The sequence below is a fragment of the Halopseudomonas sp. T1L2 genome, from assembly GCF_055397385.1.
Genome location: NZ_AP040865.1, coordinates 2,893,028 through 2,912,944, shown reverse-complemented (window position 1 = coordinate 2,912,944; position 19,917 = coordinate 2,893,028). Strand labels below are relative to the sequence as shown.

The window sequence follows — 19,917 nt, the reverse complement described above, 5'->3', positions numbered from 1 at the left end:
ACCAACAAATGAGTAGCGGACGTATCGTTCAAATCATCGGCGCCGTCATCGACGTGGAATTCCCGCGCGAAGACGTGCCGAAGGTGTATGACGCGCTGCAAGTAACCGACAAGGGCCTGACCCTTGAAGTTCAGCAGCAGCTGGGTGATGGCATTGTACGTACCATCGCCATGGGTACCACTGAAGGTGTCAAGCGCGGTCTGACCGTTGCCAACACCGGTGCCAACATCTCCGTACCGGTCGGGGTCAAGACCCTGGGCCGCATCATGGACGTACTGGGCAACCCGATCGACGAAGCTGGTCCGATCGGTGAAGAAGAGCGTTGGGGTATTCACCGCGCTGCTCCCAGCTACGACGAGCAAGCTGGCTCCAACGAGCTGCTGGAAACCGGCATCAAGGTTATCGACCTGGTTTGCCCGTTTGCCAAGGGCGGTAAGGTTGGTCTGTTCGGTGGTGCCGGTGTAGGCAAAACCGTAAACATGATGGAGCTGATCCGTAACATCGCGATCGAGCACAGCGGTTACTCTGTATTCGCCGGTGTAGGTGAGCGTACTCGTGAAGGTAACGACTTCTATCACGAGATGAAGGATTCCAACGTACTGGACAAGGTAGCCCTGGTATACGGCCAGATGAACGAGCCGCCGGGTAACCGTCTGCGCGTTGCACTGACCGGTCTGACCATGGCCGAGAAGTTCCGTGACGAAGGTCGTGACGTTCTGCTGTTCATCGACAACATCTACCGTTACACCCTGGCCGGTACCGAAGTATCCGCTCTGCTGGGTCGTATGCCGTCCGCGGTAGGTTACCAGCCGACTCTGGCTGAAGAGATGGGCGTTCTGCAGGAGCGTATTACCTCCACCAAGACCGGTTCCATCACCTCCATTCAGGCCGTATACGTTCCCGCGGACGACCTGACTGACCCGTCTCCGGCAACGACCTTCGCGCACCTTGATGCGACCGTCGTACTGTCCCGTGACATCGCGTCTCTGGGTATCTACCCGGCCGTTGACCCGCTGGATTCCACCTCCCGTCAGCTGGATCCGCTGGTAATCGGTCAGGAACACTACGACGTTGCTCGTGGCGTTCAGTATGTTCTGCAGCGCTACAAGGAGCTGAAGGACATCATCGCGATTCTCGGTATGGACGAGCTGTCTGAAGAAGACAAGCAACTGGTAGCGCGCGCTCGTAAGATCCAGCGCTTCCTGTCCCAGCCGTTCTTCGTTGCTGAAGTATTTACCGGTGCGCCCGGCAAGTACGTTCCGCTGAAAGAGACCATCCGTGCATTCGGTGGCATCCTCAAAGGCGAATTCGATCACCTGCCCGAGCAGGCCTTCTACATGGTTGGTACCATCGACGAAGCGATCGAGAAAGCGAAGAAACTGTAATGGGTGTGCCCCCGCAAGGGGGCGCAAGACCGAGGCGATACAATGGCTATGACAGTGCACTGCGATATCGTAAGCGCGGAAGAAGAGCTGTTCTCGGGCCTGGTAGAGAGTGTCATTGCACACGGTAACCTGGGTGACCTGGGCATCATGCCCGGCCACGCACCGCTGCTGACCGACCTCAAGCCGGGCCCCATTCGGGTGATCAAGCAGGATGGCACAGAAGAGGTGTTTTACATCTCCGGTGGTTTCCTGGAAGTTCAGCCGAAAGTGGTCAAGGTGCTCGCTGACACGGCAATCCGTGCTGGTGACATCGACGAGGCAGCCGCTCTGGAAGCAAAGAAAGCCGCAGAACTCGCCCTCAGCGAGAAAGGCGCAGAATTCGACTACGGTTCGGCTTCTGCCCGTCTTGCCGAGGCCGCGGCCCAATTGCGGACAGTGCAGGAACTTCGCAAGAAGTACGGCGGACCGGCGCTCAACAACCGGTAAGGCTGGCGGCAAGCTTCAAGCCGCAAGCTGCAGGAAAAACCGCACGGCGCCAAGCCGGGCGGTTTTTTTTGCGTCTCGACAGCTGCAACGGCTATCAGGCGATTAGTTGCAGGCTGGCGCGATGACCCTGTGCAGTGTGCGGCTTGCGCCGCTCGGCTTTGCTAGAATGCGCGCACTGCCATTTTTCACAGGATGTTTCCCAGATGAATCTTCACGTCGTTATTCTCGCCGCCGGTCAGGGCACCCGCATGCGTTCCAAACTGCCGAAGGTGCTGCATCCGGTCGCCGGAAAACCCATGCTGGGGCATGTGATTGACTGCGCGAGAACCCTGAAGCCGACGAAGATTCATGTTGTTATCGGGCACGGTGCCGAACTGGTGCGTGAACACCTGGATGCTGAAGACCTGAACTGGGTGCTGCAGTCCGAGCAACTGGGTACCGGCCATGCCGTTGCCCAGGCGCTGCCGGCCATTGTAGATGCAGACCAGATTCTGGTGCTGTATGGAGATGTACCTTTGCTGCGGGCCGAGACGCTGGAGAAGCTGAGCAAACAGGCGGGGACACAGGCGCTGGGCATGCTGACGGTCAATATGGTCAATCCAACGGGGTATGGTCGTATCGTCCGTGATGCATCGGGTCAGGTGCAGGCCATCATCGAGCAGAAGGACGCCTCGGCCGAGCAGTTGCTGATCACCGAAGGCAACACCGGCATCATGGCGCTCCCGGGCAGCCAGGCGGCCCGCTGGCTGAACAGCCTGTCCAACCAGAATGCACAGGGCGAGTACTACCTGACTGACGTTGTCGCCATGGCGGTGGCAGAGCAGGTGCAGGTTGAAGTGGCCCAACCGGAAGATGAACCGGAAGTGCTGGGCGCCAACAACCGCGTGCAGTTGGCGGTGCTGGAAGCCGAGTACCGCCGCCGCCAGGCTGAGCGACTGATGACAGAAGGCGTAACGCTGGCCGATCCGTTGCGCATCGATGTGCGGGGTGAGGTAACCGTTGGCCGAGACATCAGCATCGACGTCAATGTGGTATTGGAAGGGACCGTTGTCATTGAGGACGACGTCATCATTGACGCCAACTGCGTGCTGCGCAACTGCCGCATTGGCGCAGGAAGCCATATCAAGGCGTTCAGCCATATCGAAGACGCAACGCTGGCCGCTGATTGCGATGTGGGTCCTTACGCGCGCTTGCGCCCCGGCACCAACCTGGCACGCGGTGCCAGGATCGGCAACTTTGTGGAAACCAAGAAGGTCAATATCGGCGAAGGCTCCAAGGTCAACCACCTGTCCTATATCGGCGATGCGGAGGTCGGCCCTGGAGTGAACATCGGCGCTGGCACCATTACCTGCAATTACGATGGGGTCAACAAGCATCTGACCACGATTGAAGAGGGCGCCTTTATCGGTACCAATACGGCGCTGGTTGCCCCGGTCACCGTCGGCGCTCGGGCAACCACCGCTGCAGGGTCAACCATCACTGCGGATATTCCGGCCGATAGTCTGGGCGTCAGTCGTGCACGTCAGCGCAACATCGAAGGCTGGAAGCGACCGTCAAAACAGTGAGAGGCGGTTGGCAATAGCGTTCGGGCGGTTATCCGCAGCGTGAGGCATGCTCCCTCTGGTGTTCTATAGTGAAGGGAGTTTTGTTTTACCTCGGGAGATGTCCGTATGCTCGCGCAACTGGCCGCATCGTTGGGTGCGCTCAAGCTTCCGCTGCGCCTCACCCTGCCCGGCGGCGGAAGTGTGGATCTGGGGCCCTCGCCCCGGGTCGAACTGCAGATTCACGATCCCGCCTTGCTGGAAGAGTTGCAGACACCGAGTCTTGACCGACTCGGTGAAGCCTTCATTCAGCAGCGCATGGACATTCGTGGCAGCGTTCTGGATGCCATCGGTGTTGCTGACAGGCTGAGTCAGGCGCTGGTGCGGGATGAGGATGACGGCCCACCGCCGCACGATCCCCACGACCGGCAGACCGATGCCGAGGCTATTGCCTATCACTACGACCTGTCGAATGACTTTTACGCGCTCTGGCTGGACCCCGAGATGGTCTATTCATGCGGCTACTTTCGACATCCGGACGATACCCTCGCCAGGGCTCAGGTGCAGAAGCTGGACCATCTCTGTCGCAAGCTCCGCCTGCGCAGGGGCCAACGGCTGCTGGATGTTGGCTGCGGTTGGGGAGGGCTGGCCCGTCACGCGGCGAAAGAATACGGGGTTCAGGTACACGGCATTACCCTCAGCAGGCAGCAACTGAAACTCGCCCGCGAGCGGGTAGCAGCCCAGGGGCTGGGCGACCGTATTCAATTGGAGCTGCGCGACTATCGCGATCTGACGGGTAGGGAGAACTACGACAAGGTCGTCAGTGTCGGCATGTTCGAGCATGTGGGGCATGCCAATCTGCCGGCGTACTTTCAGATACTGCATCAACAGGTCAAACCGGGTGGCCTGGTCATGAACCACGGCATCACCGCGCGGCATACCGATGGCCGGCCGGTTGGCCATGGTGCGGGTGCCTTTATAGCCCGCTATGTGTTCCCCCATGGTGAACTGCCGCACCTTGCCACCGCTGTTAAAGCGATGAGTGATCAGGGGCTTGAGGTGGTCGATGTCGAGAGCCTGCGCATGCATTATGCGCTTACACTGGAGCACTGGAGCCGGAATCTCGAGGCAAACAGGGACGCGGCAGCGGCGCTGGTGGATGAGCGCGCGTTACGCATCTGGCGTATTTACCTGGCCGGCTGCGCCTACGGATTTTCGCGCAACTGGATGAATATTCACCAGATACTGGCGGTCAGGCCGCTGCCTGGTGGCGGTCATCACCTGCCGCTGACGCGAGACGACATTTATTTGCAGGGTCGGGGTGCTGGAGACAGTCAGAGATAGCGGCCACACGTCGGGGCTGCTACATTGTTCGGCACGATTGATTTGCGTTTACGGAGTATGTGCGTGTCGCTGATTCCATTGACGGAAGAAGAAATACCCCTTGGCAAGCCCCTGCCGTGGAACATTGTCGACTCCGATGGCAAGGTGCTGTTTCCGCACTCGAAGGTAGTCGATAACAAACCGCTGCTTCAGCAACTGCTCAAGCTTGGGCTGTTCCGTAACGCACAGCAGAACAGCGACAACAGTGCCGGGCCTGCGCCGGAGAAGGTGGTATCCAGGCTGGAGCAGATTCAGCTCGCCCCGGGTGATCTGGTCCAGCTGCAGACGATGAGTGCTACCAACGCAGAGCGCTATCAGGTTCGCATGATCGGCTTCCATGCACCGGTCAGCTTGCTGGTTACTGCGCCCACCAGTCAGGGCAAGCTGGTGTTCGTCAAGGAAGGTCAGCAGCTTCTGGTGCGCGGCTTTGTCGGCAAGGATGCCGTGGCCTACAAGACCCGGGTGCTGAAGTCGAACCTGTCTCCTTTCCCGTATCTGCATCTGGCCTATCCCGACAGCGTGCAGTCGATGCGTATTCGCAGCTCCGCCCGGGTGTCGGTCGATCTGGTGACTGCCATCAACCGTGAGCAGGGTGCCCAGGGTTCGGCACGCATGACCGATATCAGCGTGGGCGGTGCGCGCCTGGTCTCGCCCCGTGCAGTGGCCAACAAGGATGAGACGGTCAAGGTGTCCTTCCGTATCAATCCTGCGGGGCTGGATGTGTATATGACCTTGAATGCGCGGGTGAGGGCGGTCAGCACTGACGAGTCGCTCGACGGCCTGATTGCAACCGGTATCGAGTTCACCGATATCAGTGAACAGGACCGTCTCTATCTGACCAACATGGTCTACCAGAATCTGTTGAAAGATACCCTATGAAACCCATTGCCTGCGCTCTGGCCTTCAGCACCCTGCTGATGGCTCCCCTTGCAGCCATCGGTTCCGCCCTGACGGTGCGGCTGGCCGATACCGATTTCGTGATGGAGGTTGTGGCCGACCCGGACAGCCGGCGTCAGGGACTGATGGGGCGAGAAAACCTGCCCTTCGGTACCGGCATGCTGTTCGACTTTCCCGACGGGACGCGTCCGGCGATCTGGATGCGCAATATGCAGATCAGCCTGGATCTGGTGTTTGTGGCTGCTGATGGCCGGATAGCGCATTTGTTCGAGAGGGTACCGCCCTGTGCCGATCTGCCCTGTGCGATCTATCAGGCAGAGGCTCCGCTGCGCTGGGTACTCGAGCTGCCGGCCGGCAGTGTGGATACCCTGGGCTTGAAGGTTGGGGATAACCTTGATCTGTCGATGCTGCCTGCTGAGCCGCCGCTCAACTGAATCACGGCTGGTCCCAGCGTCCCCTGCTGATTTGCTCGCAGTAGGCCTTTAAAACCGGCGCGTCATCGGGGGCAGTGTAATAGTGGATATCCTGTTGATAAGCCACGCCCTCGGTGTGTGCGCCACGGCAGATGCCGTAGGCGTCCCCGGGGCAACTGTCCTGCATCTGAATACGGAACTCGCGACCGGGAATCCGGGGTTGGCAGAACTGTTGCTCGAACAGGGCTGGCGGAATGGTCCCGTTTTGCTGGCACATGCGCACCGGCAACTGATCGTCTGTCGACTCGATCAGGCAGGCACTGGCCAGCAAGGGTGGGCTGACCAGACAAAGCAGCAGTGTGATGACGCGGCGCATGACGGTTCCGGGTAAAACCACCACCTTACTGGCTCCGCAGGCAGGCCCGCAAGCCCTGCTCCAGTGCGCTGGTGTCAGGTTTGTGGGCAAACAGCAGTTCCAGCCGATTGTCACGACGCCATGGGCTTGGCTGCCAGTTTGTATCAGGTTGGCCAAGCTGATTGAACGAGCACCACCCTGCGTCGGTATGGATCACGCCCTTGGCGCGCAATACGCTCTGTTCGGCCAGCCAGCGCCTGAGTGCGGCTTGTTCGAATTGCTGCTGCGGTGCGATGCGCCAGCCAACGCTGTACGGTGTCTGGTTGAGCTGGCTTTCGCACTGCCAGGGATCATTCGCTTGCCAGAGTCGACCGCTGATACCCGCGTCGGCAGCAGCCGGCAGCGCTGCCAGTACCGGCTGCTGCCCCGGCGTTGTGGCACCGGGCAACAGCTGGCGTTCGACTTTGCCGTGGCTGCAGGGAATGGCATCGGGCCATTGGGTCCGGAGTATCTGCTGTTGTTGCGCACCCAGCTCATCGATCTTGTTGGCGATCAGCAGTCCGGTCAGTGGCAGTGCCTGTCGCTGCACTGGCGGCAGGCTATCCAGATCCAGCAGTTGGGATGCTTCACACACCATGATCAGTAGTTTCAGGTCGAGTACTCCCCGCCAGGGCGCATCAGCGAGCTGTTGCAGCAGGCTGACGGGATGTCCCAGGCCCGAGCACTCAATCCATAACCGGTCAGGCCTGGCCTTGCGCAGCAGGCGCGTCAGTCCGACCTGGAACGGCACGCCGTTAACGCAGCACAGGCAGCCTCCAGGTATTTCGCTCAGGCTGACAGCGTCATCAGCATTGGCGCTCAACAGCGCCTGGTCCAGCCCGATCTGGCCAAACTCATTGATCAGGATCGCCCAGCGCTCTTCAGCGGGACGTTGCGCCAGCAATGCCCGCAGAAGACTGGTCTTGCCTGCCCCCAGCGGACCTGCGATCAGATGAGTGGGTATCTGGCTTAGCATGGTAAGGTGGGTTCCACGTGGAACAAAATATAAAGACTATCTAATATCTTATTCTTAATAGATTTTGTATATTTTGGCGCTTTCGCGCGCGGTTTCTGTCGCTGGCTCATCGTCCTTGCCATGCGGGAATGGGTGGGGTGCCAGCTCGATGTGCAACTGACGGGTTCCATGCAGATCGATATAGCCACTGTAGCGGTGCTCGCCGGTAACGGTAAATTCGAAAGCGTAACGCCGAACCAGCCCGTACCGGCCTCGATGCAGGCGGGACAGCCGCACGCCGCTGAGCGCGACGCTGTCATCGAGTAGTTGCAGTGCGTTGTGCTCGCAGTGGCGGCGAACCAGGGCAAGGGCGTAATCGCGCTGGCCCAGCACCTGCCACAGCCACCAGGCGAGAAAGGTGCCGGCAATCAGCAGGGTGGCGTGAGCAAGGGTAAACACGTGGACAGGCTCGAGTGGCGGTGGTGCCGGTCAGTATGCCATGGAAGCGGGTGGTGACCACAGCTGCACCCGGTTGCGACCCGATGCCTTGGCCTGATAAAGCGCCAGGTCTGCCTGACGCAGCAACTGGTCCGGGCTGCCGCTGGTGGCCAGATCGGCCACACCGATGCTGACCTGCAGTTGGTAGCGTTGGTCCAGATAAAGGAACTGCTGCTCGGCTAGGGTTTGGCGAATGCGCTCCAGTAGCAGCTGTGCCTGTTTTGCGTCGGTTTCGGGCATCAGCAGCACAAACTCCTCTCCACCGAAACGCGCGAAGATATCCGTGCGGCGTGCCTGTTGTTCGCACAGGCGGCAGAAATTCTGCAGCGCCTGGTCACCAGCCAGGTGGCCCAGTTCGTCGTTCAGTTGCTTGAAATGGTCCAGATCAAACATGGCCAGGCAGAGCGGGCGGCCATACCGCTGGCTGCGGCCGACCTCGGCAATGAGTTCCTGATGGAAAGCTCGCCGGTTCAGGGTGCCGGTCAGCGGGTCGCGCGTAGCCTGTTCCTTCAGCTGGGCAGCCATCTGCCGACTGCGTGCGAGTACCCGCTGCGTGGTCATCAGGCTGCAGCCGACGAAGCCCAGCACCAGCGCCGGAATGGCGAAGTTGTACGACAGCAGGTAAGTAAAGGACGCATAGGGTTGAACATAGGGCGCGTCGTGCCACCAGTCGAGATAGGAGAGTGTGCCGCGCAGCAGCGTGGTGATCGAATAAACCATCAGGCTTGCCCCTACCAGTAGCCGGGCAGGTCGGGTGTCGGGGTCGCTGCGCTCTCTGAACAGCAGCCAGATGGCCTGCACCGGCAGCAGTCCGGCGATGCTGGAGTAGATGCCCATCAGCAGGTCGGAGTTGCCGTGCACCAGCCAGTAATGGGTATTGGCAATCACCATGGCGCCCACGCTGACCGGTAGTGTCCACCAGGGCAGAGGTCGGCCCATGAACCTGAAGATGCCAATCAGGAACAGGGCTTCGCCGGCGAGCTGGGCAGCGTTGCCAAGGACATTAAGCAGCGGGCTGCGGGTCACGATAAAGCCGATGAACAGCGCTACGCCACCGATCAGGGTCCAGCTACCGGCCATCCAGAAGCCCGGGCCCGGTTCCCCGGGCGCCATGCGGTACAGCGCGGTTGCGCAGAGCGCGATGGCGACCAACAGGAGGATACCCAGCAGGATTGGAGAAAAGTACAGCTGGGTCATGGCGAAAGGAACGTCCCCTGTTTATGCGTTGGGTGAGTATATCGTCATGTCGCCAGGATGCCAGGCGGATCGCCGCGTCGGACGACTGATGAGCGAGGGTCTTCGGACTAGGAACGCTGCGGCTGACTGACCTCAAGCACCCTAATCCTGTCGGGCTGCGGATAATGCCAGCGAACATTCACATCCCAGAGAGTCACGCCATACTCGCGCTCCGGGCCGGGTTGCTGGTAGGCCGGCTTCGGGTCCTGACTCAGGCATTGCTCGATCAGCGCTACCAGCGGCTGCCCAAGCCGTGTCTGATGTGCCTGTGCCTGTGCCAGTGCTGCATCGCTCCAGCTCACCGGCAGGGCTGGCGGCGGTATTGGTGCAAGCGGGTTGACGGCATTCTCAATACAGTCAGCGTAGGGCACGTAGGGCTTTATATCCAGCACTGGGGTGCCGTCCAGCAGATCCACGCCGGACAGCAGCAGGCGGTTTTGCTCGATACCTTCCAGCCTTACCACCGATTGGCCAATCGGGTTGGGACGATGGGTAGCGCGGCTGGCAAATACGCCGATACGCTGATTGCCGCCCAGCCTGGGCGGCCGCACGCGCAGGTGCTGCGGGCCACTGGCGGCCGCGTGAAAGACAAAGATCAGCCACAGATGACTGACGCCCTCAAGCCCTTCGAGTGCTTCCGGCTGGTTGTAGGGCGGCAACAGCTCCAGGCTTGCGGTTGCGGCGGGCGCCAGCAGGGGCTGGCGCGGAATGGCGAACTTTTCTGCGAAGCAGGAGTGGATGATACCTACCGGGTCAAACTGCCAGCTCATGGGGTCAAGGTCGTCAGCGGGGGAATGCAGTCCGGGCGATCGGCGGTGATCAGATGGCTGCAGCCCTCGATTTCGATGATTTGCAGGCGTTCTGCCTGGCGGGCGCTGTGCAGCATCGCACGGGGCTCCAGAATACGATCCGCGCTGGGAACCAGAATCGCCCCGCGGCAGACGTGCTGATAGATGTCCGGGGTATTGGTCTGCATCCAGTTGGCCAGATCCAGAATATTGTGGACGAAGGTGCTGCCGCGTTTCGGGTTGAATGGCAGTGCCATGATCAGCTCGCGCTTGCGCGGATTGTCGAGTGGACCGAACAGGCTGCGGTTGGCGGCCGAGATGGGCTGCTGTTGCCAGGCAAACAGATAGAAGGGCAGAAACCAGCGGAAGAATCGTGGTACATCGCGATAGGGCTTGCCCTGGGGCAGTACCGGCGCCTCCAGTATGACCTCAACCCGCGTGAACAGGTCCGGGTGCTGGCGCGCCGCCTCCAGTACTACGGCGCCGCCGCGTGAGTGGCCATGCACGCGTATCTGTTTGCCGGTCGCCAGGTGCTGCAGGGCCTGGTTGAGTACCTCTGCGTCGTAGGCAATGGTGCCGGCGCGGGCCTTCGGCTGGCTGATCCAGTCTGCCTCGCTGAAGCGGGGCCGGTTGACCGGCACATGGTAGTCGGCACTGGTAAGCAGGATCAGCTGCAGGGATGGGTTTTCATAGTGCTCGGTGAAGTAGAGAAAATTCTCCACAAACCCGGGCATCACCAGGACAGTCTGTTCGGCATCCTGCGGGCCGCGGCGGGCCACGCAGGCCTGTCCGATTCGAAACAGTTCACCGTCGAAATCGACTGCCTGCACCTGCGGTGACTCGCGGCGCAGCAGCCAGCGACGCAGGCTGAACGCAATCAGAACGAACAGGCCGATCAGACCTATCAGCAGTTGCATGGGGCCTTCTCCTGAAAGCGGGTTTCAAAAATACGAGCTTAGCGCAGTTGATAATGGCGTGATGCCACCCGGGTGGGCGATTGCGGGCTGATCTACTCGCCATCGTAGAGCCATACCCGACTGGCCTGCAGCTGATAGCTTGCATCCGCCAGCGCGTTGCTGGTCTGCTCGACGCGCAGGGTACCCTGTACCCAGTAGGGTTGGTAGATGTCGTCGATCACCACGCCATCCGGATACTCAACCAGGATGATCTGGTTGGGCGGTGGTGGCGGCACATGGATGCAGGCGCCGGCGTACGGCACCAGAAAGAGGCTGGTGTAGCGTCCCTGATCGTCGGTTTCCAGCGGGACCGGATAGCCGCCTATACGCAACTCCTTGCCATCGTACTCGCCGACGACGCGGGTCGAGTACATCACCTCGGGGAGCCCCTCGCGTTGTCGCAGACTGGTGTCGAAGTTGCCATCGGCATCGGGTCCGAAGCCATGTTCGATATCGGGCATGTCGAGCATCGCCTGGTAGTCCTCGGCGGGCAGCAGATCGAGCCAGTCGACCGTCAACGGTTGCGCGGCATGGACTGGCAGGGCAATAGCAAGCGTCAAAAGGGCGTAGCGCAGCAGCATTGGGGTTTCCATCACAGGAGCGGGGCCGGCATCAGACCGGCGTTGGTGCGCAGTGTTCCACAGTCGCTGGTTGCCGGCTACTCGGCCCAGCGTTCGCGGATCTGATTTATTTCGTCCAGACGCCTTATAAAGCACTCGACCAGTTGCGGATCGAAGTGTCTGCCGCTCTGTTCGCGAATCAGTGCAACGGCATCCTCGACTGTCCAGGCCTTTTTGTAGGGGCGTACGCTGGTGAGTGCGTCAAATACGTCGGCGATGGCAACAATGCGCGCCTCAATGGGGATGTCATCGCCGGCGAGTCCGGCCGGATAGCCGCTGCCGTCCCATTTTTCGTGATGCCCGAGAGCAATACGCCGAGCCATCTGCAGCATGCTGGCGTTGTGCTCGCCGATGATCTGTGCGCCGATTTCCGGGTGCTTCTGCATGATCAGCCATTCGTTTTCGTCGAGCTTGCCCGGCTTTTGCAAAATGGCGTCCGGGATGCCGATCTTGCCGACATCGTGCATGGGCGCAGCGTGCAGCAGTTCTTCGGCTTCGTCCGGGCTGAAGCCGGCCTCCAGCGCGATGATGCGCGAGAAGTGGCTCATTCGGATGAGATGCAGGCCGGTCTCGTTATCCTTGTATTCGGCCGCCATGCCCAGGGCCTGAACGATATTCAGACGGGTCTGGCGCAGCACTTCGGCGCGCACCAGAGACAGATGGGTGCGTACCCGTGCCTTGACGATCGGGGCGCTGACCGGTTTGCTGATGTAATCGACCGCGCCCAGCTCAAAGCCGCGTATCTCGTCCTCTACGCTGGACAGGGCGGTGACGAAGATCACCGGGATATCGCTGGTGTGTGGATCACTTTTCAGCTGCGCGCAGACCTCATGGCCGGTCATGCCCGGCATCATGACATCCAGCAGAATCAGCTGTGGCCGTTCGGCGGCAGCCAGCTCCAGTGCTCGCTGGCCGTCACGGGCAAACAGCAGTCGGTAGTCATCCTGCAGAATGTGTTTCAGCACGTGCAGGTTCGCGGGTTCGTCGTCGACCAGCAGCAGCGCCGGGCGTTTGTCCTTGAATGGCATTGGCGGATTCAGCCCTCGGTCTCGGTAGCGGCAAGGCTGCGCTCGGCTTCCAGCAGCGAGATCGCAGTCGCAAAATCAAAGTTGTCCAGCGCCTGCTCCAGAGCCTGGCGCTTGTCCTGCTCCAGCGTGTCGGCCAGTTGCTGCAGCGCCTGTTCGTTGACCTCGCCGCGGTTGAGAACCGTGATCAGATTATCGACCAAGTGCTGGCGCTGCTCTCTAGACAGAGTGCTGTGGCTATTGTGATGCCGGCGTTGGCCAGGCTCTGGCATGGCGGCCCGGGTCTGCTCCGCGGCGGTCAACAGGGCGTGCAGGGCGTCTGCCAGCGCAGGCGTCGGTGTTTGTGTGAGACGTTTCTCGAGTTCGGCAGCGGCCTGCTGCAGCTGCTGCAGCGACAGGTTGCCGGCGCTCCCGTTGATGCGATGAACCAGGCTGCGGGCCTGTTCGGCTGACGGTTGCTGCAGCGCCTGTTCGAGCTCTGCGAGCCGCGCCGGCAGATCGGCCAGGAAGCGCTGGATCGCCTCAATCAGCGCCTGACGATCGCCCCAGCGCTGCTCGCCAGCGTACCAGTCAACCAGCTGCGGCCCCCTGGCGGTAGCGGGCTTCAACGACACCTCATCAGCAAGTTGCAGACCCAAGACCCGGGCAATCTCGCGCTTAAGTGCCTCGCGATCAACCGGCTTGGAGGCGAAGCCCTCCATGCCGGCGGCACGGGCCGCCTCGCGGTCGCGGTCCAGCACGCTGGCTGTCAGGGCGATGATGGGGGTGGGCGGATAGCCCATGTTGGCCTCGTAGCGGCGGATGATCCGGGTAGCTTCCAGGCCATCCACCTCGGGCATCTGCATATCCATCAGGATCAGGTCAAAGCGGTCGTCGACAACGCGCTCGAAGGCACTCAGGCCATTACCGGCGCTGTACACCCGGTGGCCCTCGGCACGCAGCATCACTTCCATCAGTTGCACGTTTTCGGCGACGTCATCGGCGACCAGAATGCGCAGCGGCGGCAGTTCGATATTGCCGGCAGTTTTATTTGCCAGCTGCGCGGTGAGGTCGTCCAGCGGCTCCAGTGGCAGCCTGACCGCAAACGTGGAGCCCTGTTCCGGCACGCTGCTGACCCGGATCTCGCCGCCCATCAGCTCAACCAGCTGGCGCGCAATGGTGGTGCCCAGGCCGGTGCCGCCGAAACGCCGGCTCATTGAGGCGTCTGCCTGCGCGAACGGTTCGAAGATTTGCTGAATACGCTCGGGCTCAATGCCGATGCCGGTATCGCTGATACGCAGGCATACTCCATCGCTGTCAGCGTCGACCTGCAGGCGCACGCTGCCCTGACGGGTAAACTTGATGGCGTTACCCAGCAGATTGGTCAACACCTGCCGCACCCGCATGGGGTCACCACGGTAATGCTCCTGTTGCGCGTGATAGTCGAACTCGAGCGCCAGGCCCTTCTGACCGGCTTCCAGCGAAAATACATTGATCAGCTGTCGGCACAGGTCGCGCAGCGAGAAGGCGTTTTCTTCAAGCTGGACCGCTCCCTTCTCCAGCTTGGCAGTATCAAGAATGTCGTTAAGCAGCCCGAGCAGTGAGCGTGCAGACTGGTTTACGGTTTTCAGGTACTTGCGCTGGGTGCTGCTCAGCGACTCATTCAACAGCACTTCGCTGAAGCCGATAATGGCGTTCATCGGGGTGCGAATTTCGTGGCTCATATTGGCAAGGAAGGCGCCCTTGGACTCGGCGGCCAGTTCCGCGCGCTCCTTGGCGGCGAGCAGCGCCAATTCCATACGGTGACGTTCGCTGAGATCGGTAACCAGCATGACCACCTTTGCCGGGCGGCCATAGGCGTCGATGATGGGGTTGAAGTAGATCTGGGTGTGAATGCTGCTGCCGTTGGCATGACGCAGGGTGTATTCGCCTGCCAGATACTCGCCTTCGCGTACCTTCTGCCACTGCTGCGGATCAAATTGTCCGCTTACCAGCAGTTGCTGCAGATGCCGACCCTCCAGCTGCTCCGCCGGGTAACCGGACAGATCGATAAAGCGGCGGTTGGAGAAGATGATCCGGCCGTCGAGGTCGATATCCGCCATGCCCTGAGCCTGACTGATGGCCCGAACGATACCCTTGAACTCGGCAGTGCGCAGTTTGGCATCGGTGATATCGATGATCACGCCGTCGATCCACTCGGCATTTCCCTGTTCGTCGAAAATCGCGCTGGCATATTCGCATACCCAGCGCAGTTGGCCGTCGCGATGGAAAATACGGTATTCGAGCGTGTGTTTCTCGCGTCGGCCGATGGCGCCCATGACGTGCTCAACGGTGAAGTCGCTGTCGTCCGGATGAATCAGGTCGGCGAAGCTCAGCTCGCCACTGAGGAAACGCTCGGCCGGCCAGCCGGTCATCTGTTCAACAGCGTCGCTGATGAACAGCATGCGCCAGTCTTCCCTAGGCAGGCAGCGAAAGGTAACCCCGGGGATGTTGGCAATGAGGCTGCGGTATTGCTCCTCGCGCTCACGCAGCGACTTCTCCAGCAGGTGACGCTCGGTTATGTCGCTGATAAATCCGACGAAATGATTCCGACCCTTGAGCGTCGCCTGGCCCAGGGCAACCCTGACCGGAAATAGTGTGCCATTGCGCCGGCGACACCAGGTTTCCAGATTCATCCCGGTGCGAGGGGGATGTCCGGCATTGCTGAAATCCTGCAGGAAGGCGTGTGTCTGTGCCGCCGAATCCTCGGGCAGCAGGATATCGATATGTTGTCCGACCAGTTCATCGCGCGGCCAGCCAAACAGGCTTTCTGCGGCATGGTTGGCTTCCTCGATGATGCCGCTGGTATCCCAGGTAATGATGGCATCAATGGCGGTATCGGCGATGCTGCGGATGCGCTCGGTATTGGCCTGGACCCGCTGGTACAGCTGACTGAAGCGCACCATCGCGTTGATTACGCCAACCAGACCGCCGAACACGACAACGGCGAAGGCGATCAGCAGTCCGTTGTTTTCCTGGTCGTTGAGCTGCGGCACGAAATCCGGCTGGGCGCTACCGACAAAGCGGGCTGCCGCCATACCGGCATAATGCATGGATGAAATTGCCAGCCCCATGACGATGGCGGCAATCAGCAGATGGGTGCGGCTCTCATGACCCAGACCAAAGCGCACCCAGAGCGCCAGAACCGCCATGGCCACGGCGATGATCAGCGATGCGAAAAACCATAGCGGGTCGAACCGTAACAGGGCGTCCATGCGCATGGCTGTCATGCCGTAGTAATGCATCATGCCGATTCCGGCACCAATCAGAACACCACCACTGAGCATGATTCGCCAGTCGAGATTCGGTCGTGCGAGCAGATGCAGGGCCAGCAGCGACGCAGCCATTGCCGGCAGCATCGACAGCAGCGTAGTTGCCTGGTCGTATCGGACAGGCAACGGCAGGGTGAACGACAACATGCCGATAAAGTGCATGGCCCAGATGCCGCCGCCCAGTACCATGGCTCCGCTGATCAGCGCGCCCTGGCGGGTGGGGGTGGTGGTTGCTTGCCGCGCGAGGCCGGCTACCTGCAAGCCGAGCCATGAGGCAGCGATGGCGACAAGCACCGAAACCAGCAAAAGGACGTCATGGTGGTGGCCATGCAGCAGCTGGCCTTGGTGCAGATCTGCCTGATAGAACCAGGAATGGGTCAACACGGCTCGCTCCTTACAGGCCTGGTGCGCCCAGGGGCGCAAGGAAGCGCGCGGTCATCCCGCATCCGGCGTGTGACAGCACAGGGTTATCATAGCGTCGTCGGTGCTGGCTGCCCAGCCCGCACCGTATCAGCACTCAGCATTCGGGTTATCGGCGGGCAAGCCCGCGGCTTGAGCGGGCTGCAGCAACGCCTGCCACTGCTGACGTATGGTCTGCAGGGCGCGTTCCCCGCCCAGTTGACCGCGGAACAGCAGCACGCTGCCCAGGATCGTCGCGTACTGAATCATTGCCATGCCACGGGCAGTGCCGGCGGGCACCAGCGGCGCAAGCAGGCGGGCGGTCTGCTCGACCCGGGCCTCGTCCACGGCGGCAACAATATCGCGGGCGTAAAGGTCGCGCTGGGCAAAGTCGCGGATGGCGAACTCGACCTTCATGCGTTTGAACTCGACCGCCGGCCCCTCGAACATCAACAGCAGTACCCGTTCAACCTCCTGCTCGGGGCTCAACTGCGGATCCAGCCCCGGTTGCCAGTAGCGCAGGCCCTTTATGCGCTGGGCCTGCCACTGATCAAGAAACAGCCGAATGAACTGCGGCAGGTCCTCGAAGTGCCAGTAGAAACTGCCGCGGGTCACCTTCAGGCGCTTGGCCAGAGGCAGTACCCGCAATTGATCGAAGCCGCCCTCAAGGATGGCCTCGGTGGCGGCGTTGAACCAGTCCTGTGGGGTCAGCACGGCGCGGCCGGTTGGGCGACCGCGGCGCCCGGGTTTGCTGGCAGTCGGCATGTGATGACTCCGGTGAATGTTTCGGCCGAGCATTATAAGTCGGACGAAGCCTGCGTCATATCTATTTCCATACACAATTGACAATACACATGTGTATTGAGATTTTGTCTTCAGGACGGCTGCCATCGCAACCGCATGATCGACACCTCAGGAGTTCGCCATGTACCACCAGACCGAACGCTCACTGGATCTGCAAAAGCGCGTTTCCGATTTTATGGACGCGCACATTTTCCCCAATGAACAGCGTTACGAAGAAGAAATCCGCGCCAACGAGAAGGCCGGCAATGCCTACACCACCGTCAAACTGATGGAAGAGCTGAAGGCCAAGGCCCGCGCCGAAGGCCTGTGGAACCTGTTTCTGCCGGAAGCCGAGCACGGCCCGGGTCTGAGCAACATGGAGTACGCCCCGCTGGCCGAGCTGATGGGGCGGGTGCCGGGCATGTGGGCGTCCGAGGTGTTCAACTGCGGCGCGCCGGATACCGGCAACATGGAAGTGCTGGCCCGCTACGGCACCAAGGAGCAGCAGGAGCGCTGGCTGACCCCGCTGCTGAACGGCGAAATCCGCTCTGCCTTTGCCATGACCGAGCCACTGGTGGCGTCCTCCGATGCCACCAATGTGGAAACCCGCATCGAGCGCGACGGCGACGAGTATGTGATCAACGGCCGCAAGTGGTATATCTCTGGCGCCGCCAACGAGCGCTGCGAGATCATGGTGGTGATGGGCAAGAGCGACCCGGACAACCCGAACCGCCACCAGCAGCAGTCGATGATTCTGGTGCCGATGAATACCCCTGGCGTCACCGTGCTGCGTGATATGGGCTGCTACGGCTATATGGACCCGCCCTATGGTCACCCGGAAATCATCTTCGAGAACGTGCGCGTGCCGGCCAGCAACATGCTGCTGGGTGAAGGCCGGGGCTTCGAGATTGCTCAGGGCCGCCTTGGCCCGGGTCGTATTCACCACTGCATGCGGGTGATCGGTCAGGCTGAACGCGCGCTGGCGCTGATGTGTGAGCGTCTGAGCAAGCGCGTTGCGTTCGGCAAGACGCTGGCCGAGCAGGGCGTGTGGCGTGAGCGCATCGCCGAGTCGCGGATCATGATCGATCAGGCGCGCTTCCTGGTCATGAACGCGGCGTACCTGATGGATACCGTTGGCAACAAGGTCGCGGCCAAGCAGATTGCGATGATCAAGGTGGCAGCGCCGAACATGGCGTGTCAGGTCATCGACTGGGCGATTCAGGCCCACGGCGCCGGTGGTTTCTCCTCCGACTTCCCGCTGGCGCAGCTGTACGTCTACGCCCGGCACCTGCGCACCGCCGATGGTCCGGATGAAGTGCACCGCAACGCGATTGCCAAGGCGGAGCTCAAGCGCTTCCAGTAATGCGGTGAGTGGTGAGCAACTCCGCAGTGCCACATGGTGCTGCGGGGTTTTTGCTTGGGAACGCCTGTGAGGACGCTTTTTGTTGGGGCGTTTTTTAGGGCTAGTTGGCGCGTAATCTGACAGTTCGCTTTTCGCCTTCTCCGGCGAGCCAAGGGGGGCCGCTTGCCCGGCCCCCCTTAGCGATCCCCCCGGGCACCCGGCTACGCGGCCCTTCGGGTTCGCTGCGTTGCTCGGCCTGACGGGGGCCGGCTGTAGTGGTCAACAATTTCCGGACAGTGATTTAAGTTTTTCTTCTACAACAGCCGGCGGCACGAGGCCGTTGTGCTGATGTGGTCTTGTCCAGTTGTAGCATTGCATTAGGTAGCGACCTATATCCTGCTCAGCCAGTGCAGCGGTCATGTAGCCTACCGTCGGAACCCACTCCGTTTTCAGGCTACGGAACAGGCGCTCCATCGGTGCATTATCCCAACAGTTTCCGCGCCGACTCATGCTCTGGGGCATCCGGTATCGCCATAGCCTCTGGCGGAAGTGGCGACTGCTGTATTGGCTACCTTGATCGCTGTGGAACAAGACACCACTTGGGCGCCCACGCATCTCGTAGGCTCTGTCGAGCGCCTTTACGACCAGATCAGCATCCGGCTTGGCAGACATCGCCCAGCCCACCACTCTGCGACTGAACAAGTCCAATACTGCGGCGAGGTAATGCCATTTGCCCTGCGCCCAGATATAGGTAATGTCGCCACACCAAACCGTATTGGGGGCCTCGACAGTGAACTGCCGCTCCAAAATGTTCGGTATGTCAGGCCGCTCCACTGTCGACTTCTTGTAGGCGTGTGTCCCCGGTTGCTTACTAATCAGGCCCTGCTCTTTCATCAGCGCTCTTACCTTAAAGCGACCGATCACTGTGCCTTCTGCTTGGAGCATGGCGGCTATGCTGCGACTACCCGCGGCACTGCGGCTTTGAGTAAACAGCTCGTTCACTCGACGACGCAGCAGTAGCCGCTGAACATTAACGCGCCTGCATCTGGCCAGGTAGGCGTAATAGCTAGAGCGCGACACGTCGAAAACAGCACACAACAGTTGGACGGGATAGCGCTTGGCCAGTTGCCGAATCGACCTCAACGTCTGCGCCCGTGCTCCTCGGCCATCAAGAGCGCAGTGGCCTCCTTTAAGATTTTCTTCTCCAGCTCAAGGCGATTGATACGCGCCTTCAGGGCTTGAATTTCCTGCTGTTCAGCCGTGAGCGCCTTGCTGTTTGGCGTCACTCCACCACGCTCCTCGCGCAGTTGATCGACCCAGCGCCGGAGAGCGGTTTCTCCGACACCCATCGACTTGCAGGCTTCTGCCACGCTATAGCCTTGGTCGACGACCAAGGCCGCTGCATCATGTTTGAACTCGACCGAAAAGGATCGACGTTGTTTGCTCATTGAACACCTCGCTGATGGCGATTCTACCGCCTAACTTGGTGTCCGGGATTAGTAGACCACTACAGGCAGAACTCGTCG

Annotated in this window: 18 protein-coding genes; 7 read left to right on the top strand and 11 right to left on the bottom strand. The window is 60.8% G+C overall.

The window, feature by feature from the left end; translation table 11 throughout:
* Positions 1 to 8: 8 nt before the first annotated feature.
* The 6 genes from atpD to ACZ5WQ_RS13805 all read left to right on the top strand — a co-directional run bounded on the left by atpD (position 9) and on the right by ACZ5WQ_RS13805 (position 6,126).
* Entirely contained in the window at positions 9 to 1,385 is a 1,377-nt protein-coding gene (atpD, locus tag ACZ5WQ_RS13830; RefSeq protein ID WP_088275878.1) for a F0F1 ATP synthase subunit beta, read from the top strand.
* A 42-nt stretch (positions 1,386 to 1,427) separates the two neighbouring features.
* Positions 1,428 to 1,871 carry a F0F1 ATP synthase subunit epsilon gene (locus ACZ5WQ_RS13825; RefSeq protein WP_088275877.1) on the top strand — a complete coding sequence of 148 codons (444 nt, stop codon included), beginning with the start codon at positions 1,428 to 1,430 and terminating at the stop codon, positions 1,869 to 1,871.
* Positions 1,872 to 2,074: 203 nt separating this feature from the next.
* On the top strand, positions 2,075 to 3,436 hold the full coding sequence (gene glmU, locus ACZ5WQ_RS13820) for a bifunctional UDP-N-acetylglucosamine diphosphorylase/glucosamine-1-phosphate N-acetyltransferase GlmU (protein ID WP_464382492.1): 1,362 nt from the start codon (positions 2,075 to 2,077) through the stop codon (positions 3,434 to 3,436).
* Positions 3,437 to 3,541: 105 nt separating this feature from the next.
* Positions 3,542 to 4,756 carry a C17 cyclopropane fatty acid synthase CfaB gene (gene cfaB, locus ACZ5WQ_RS13815; RefSeq protein ID WP_464382491.1) on the top strand — a complete coding sequence of 405 codons (1,215 nt, stop codon included), beginning with the start codon at positions 3,542 to 3,544 and terminating at the stop codon, positions 4,754 to 4,756.
* Positions 4,757 to 4,819: 63 nt separating this feature from the next.
* Positions 4,820 to 5,674, top strand: coding sequence for a flagellar brake protein (locus tag ACZ5WQ_RS13810; RefSeq protein WP_228246011.1), 855 nt, complete (start codon positions 4,820 to 4,822; stop codon positions 5,672 to 5,674).
* Positions 5,671 to 6,126, top strand: a complete 456-nt coding sequence (locus ACZ5WQ_RS13805) for a DUF192 domain-containing protein (RefSeq protein WP_228246010.1) — start codon at positions 5,671 to 5,673, stop codon at positions 6,124 to 6,126. The genes ACZ5WQ_RS13810 and ACZ5WQ_RS13805 overlap by 4 nt, the downstream gene beginning before the upstream one ends.
* 1 nt (position 6,127) lies before the next feature.
* On the opposite strand, the gene ACZ5WQ_RS13800 is transcribed toward ACZ5WQ_RS13805, so the two are convergent.
* From ACZ5WQ_RS13800 to ACZ5WQ_RS13755, 10 genes are all read right to left on the bottom strand, one after another.
* Complete coding sequence (locus ACZ5WQ_RS13800) at positions 6,128 to 6,481, bottom strand: NADH:ubiquinone oxidoreductase (RefSeq protein WP_464382490.1); 354 nt, start codon at positions 6,479 to 6,481, stop codon at positions 6,128 to 6,130.
* Positions 6,482 to 6,506: 25 nt separating this feature from the next.
* Complete coding sequence (locus ACZ5WQ_RS13795; protein WP_464382489.1) at positions 6,507 to 7,475, bottom strand: CobW family GTP-binding protein; 969 nt, start codon at positions 7,473 to 7,475, stop codon at positions 6,507 to 6,509.
* A gap of 54 nt (positions 7,476 to 7,529) precedes the next feature.
* A complete protein-coding gene (locus tag ACZ5WQ_RS13790; protein ID WP_464382488.1) occupies positions 7,530 to 7,913 on the bottom strand; it encodes a DUF3301 domain-containing protein in 384 nt (127 codons plus the stop codon).
* A 30-nt stretch (positions 7,914 to 7,943) separates the two neighbouring features.
* Positions 7,944 to 9,149 (bottom strand): GGDEF domain-containing protein, encoded by a 1,206-nt coding sequence (locus ACZ5WQ_RS13785; RefSeq protein ID WP_228246006.1) that lies wholly within the window; start codon positions 9,147 to 9,149, stop codon positions 7,944 to 7,946.
* A gap of 107 nt (positions 9,150 to 9,256) precedes the next feature.
* The gene (gene tsaA / locus ACZ5WQ_RS13780; RefSeq protein WP_228246005.1) at positions 9,257 to 9,958 is read right to left on the bottom strand and encodes a tRNA (N6-threonylcarbamoyladenosine(37)-N6)-methyltransferase TrmO; all 702 of its coding nucleotides are present in this window, start codon (positions 9,956 to 9,958) and stop codon (positions 9,257 to 9,259) included.
* Positions 9,955 to 10,893 carry an alpha/beta fold hydrolase gene (locus ACZ5WQ_RS13775; protein ID WP_464382487.1) on the bottom strand — a complete coding sequence of 313 codons (939 nt, stop codon included), beginning with the start codon at positions 10,891 to 10,893 and terminating at the stop codon, positions 9,955 to 9,957. Before ACZ5WQ_RS13775 ends, tsaA begins: the two co-directional genes overlap by 4 nt.
* A 92-nt stretch (positions 10,894 to 10,985) precedes the next feature.
* On the bottom strand, positions 10,986 to 11,510 hold the full coding sequence (locus ACZ5WQ_RS13770) for a DUF3299 domain-containing protein (RefSeq protein ID WP_373315121.1): 525 nt from the start codon (positions 11,508 to 11,510) through the stop codon (positions 10,986 to 10,988).
* 80 nt (positions 11,511 to 11,590) lie between these two features.
* Positions 11,591 to 12,580, bottom strand: a complete 990-nt coding sequence (locus tag ACZ5WQ_RS13765; protein ID WP_464382486.1) for an HD domain-containing phosphohydrolase — start codon at positions 12,578 to 12,580, stop codon at positions 11,591 to 11,593.
* Between the two features lie 8 nt (positions 12,581 to 12,588).
* Positions 12,589 to 16,251, bottom strand: coding sequence for a PAS domain S-box protein (locus tag ACZ5WQ_RS13760; RefSeq protein ID WP_464382485.1), 3,663 nt, complete (start codon positions 16,249 to 16,251; stop codon positions 12,589 to 12,591).
* A gap of 126 nt (positions 16,252 to 16,377) precedes the next feature.
* Complete coding sequence (locus ACZ5WQ_RS13755; protein ID WP_269688379.1) at positions 16,378 to 17,031, bottom strand: TetR/AcrR family transcriptional regulator; 654 nt, start codon at positions 17,029 to 17,031, stop codon at positions 16,378 to 16,380.
* 160 nt (positions 17,032 to 17,191) lie between these two features.
* Between ACZ5WQ_RS13755 and ACZ5WQ_RS13750 the strand changes: the two genes are divergently transcribed.
* A complete protein-coding gene (locus ACZ5WQ_RS13750; RefSeq protein WP_228246000.1) occupies positions 17,192 to 18,412 on the top strand; it encodes an acyl-CoA dehydrogenase family protein in 1,221 nt (406 codons plus the stop codon).
* Between the two features lie 258 nt (positions 18,413 to 18,670).
* On the opposite strand, the gene ACZ5WQ_RS13745 is transcribed toward ACZ5WQ_RS13750, so the two are convergent.
* A protein-coding gene (locus ACZ5WQ_RS13745) for an IS3 family transposase (RefSeq protein ID WP_464382447.1) occupies positions 18,671 to 19,839 on the bottom strand; the annotation gives its coding sequence in 2 pieces (ribosomal slippage) (positions 18,671 to 19,578 and positions 19,578 to 19,839; 1,170 coding nt in all).
* Positions 19,840 to 19,917: the final 78 nt, after the last annotated feature.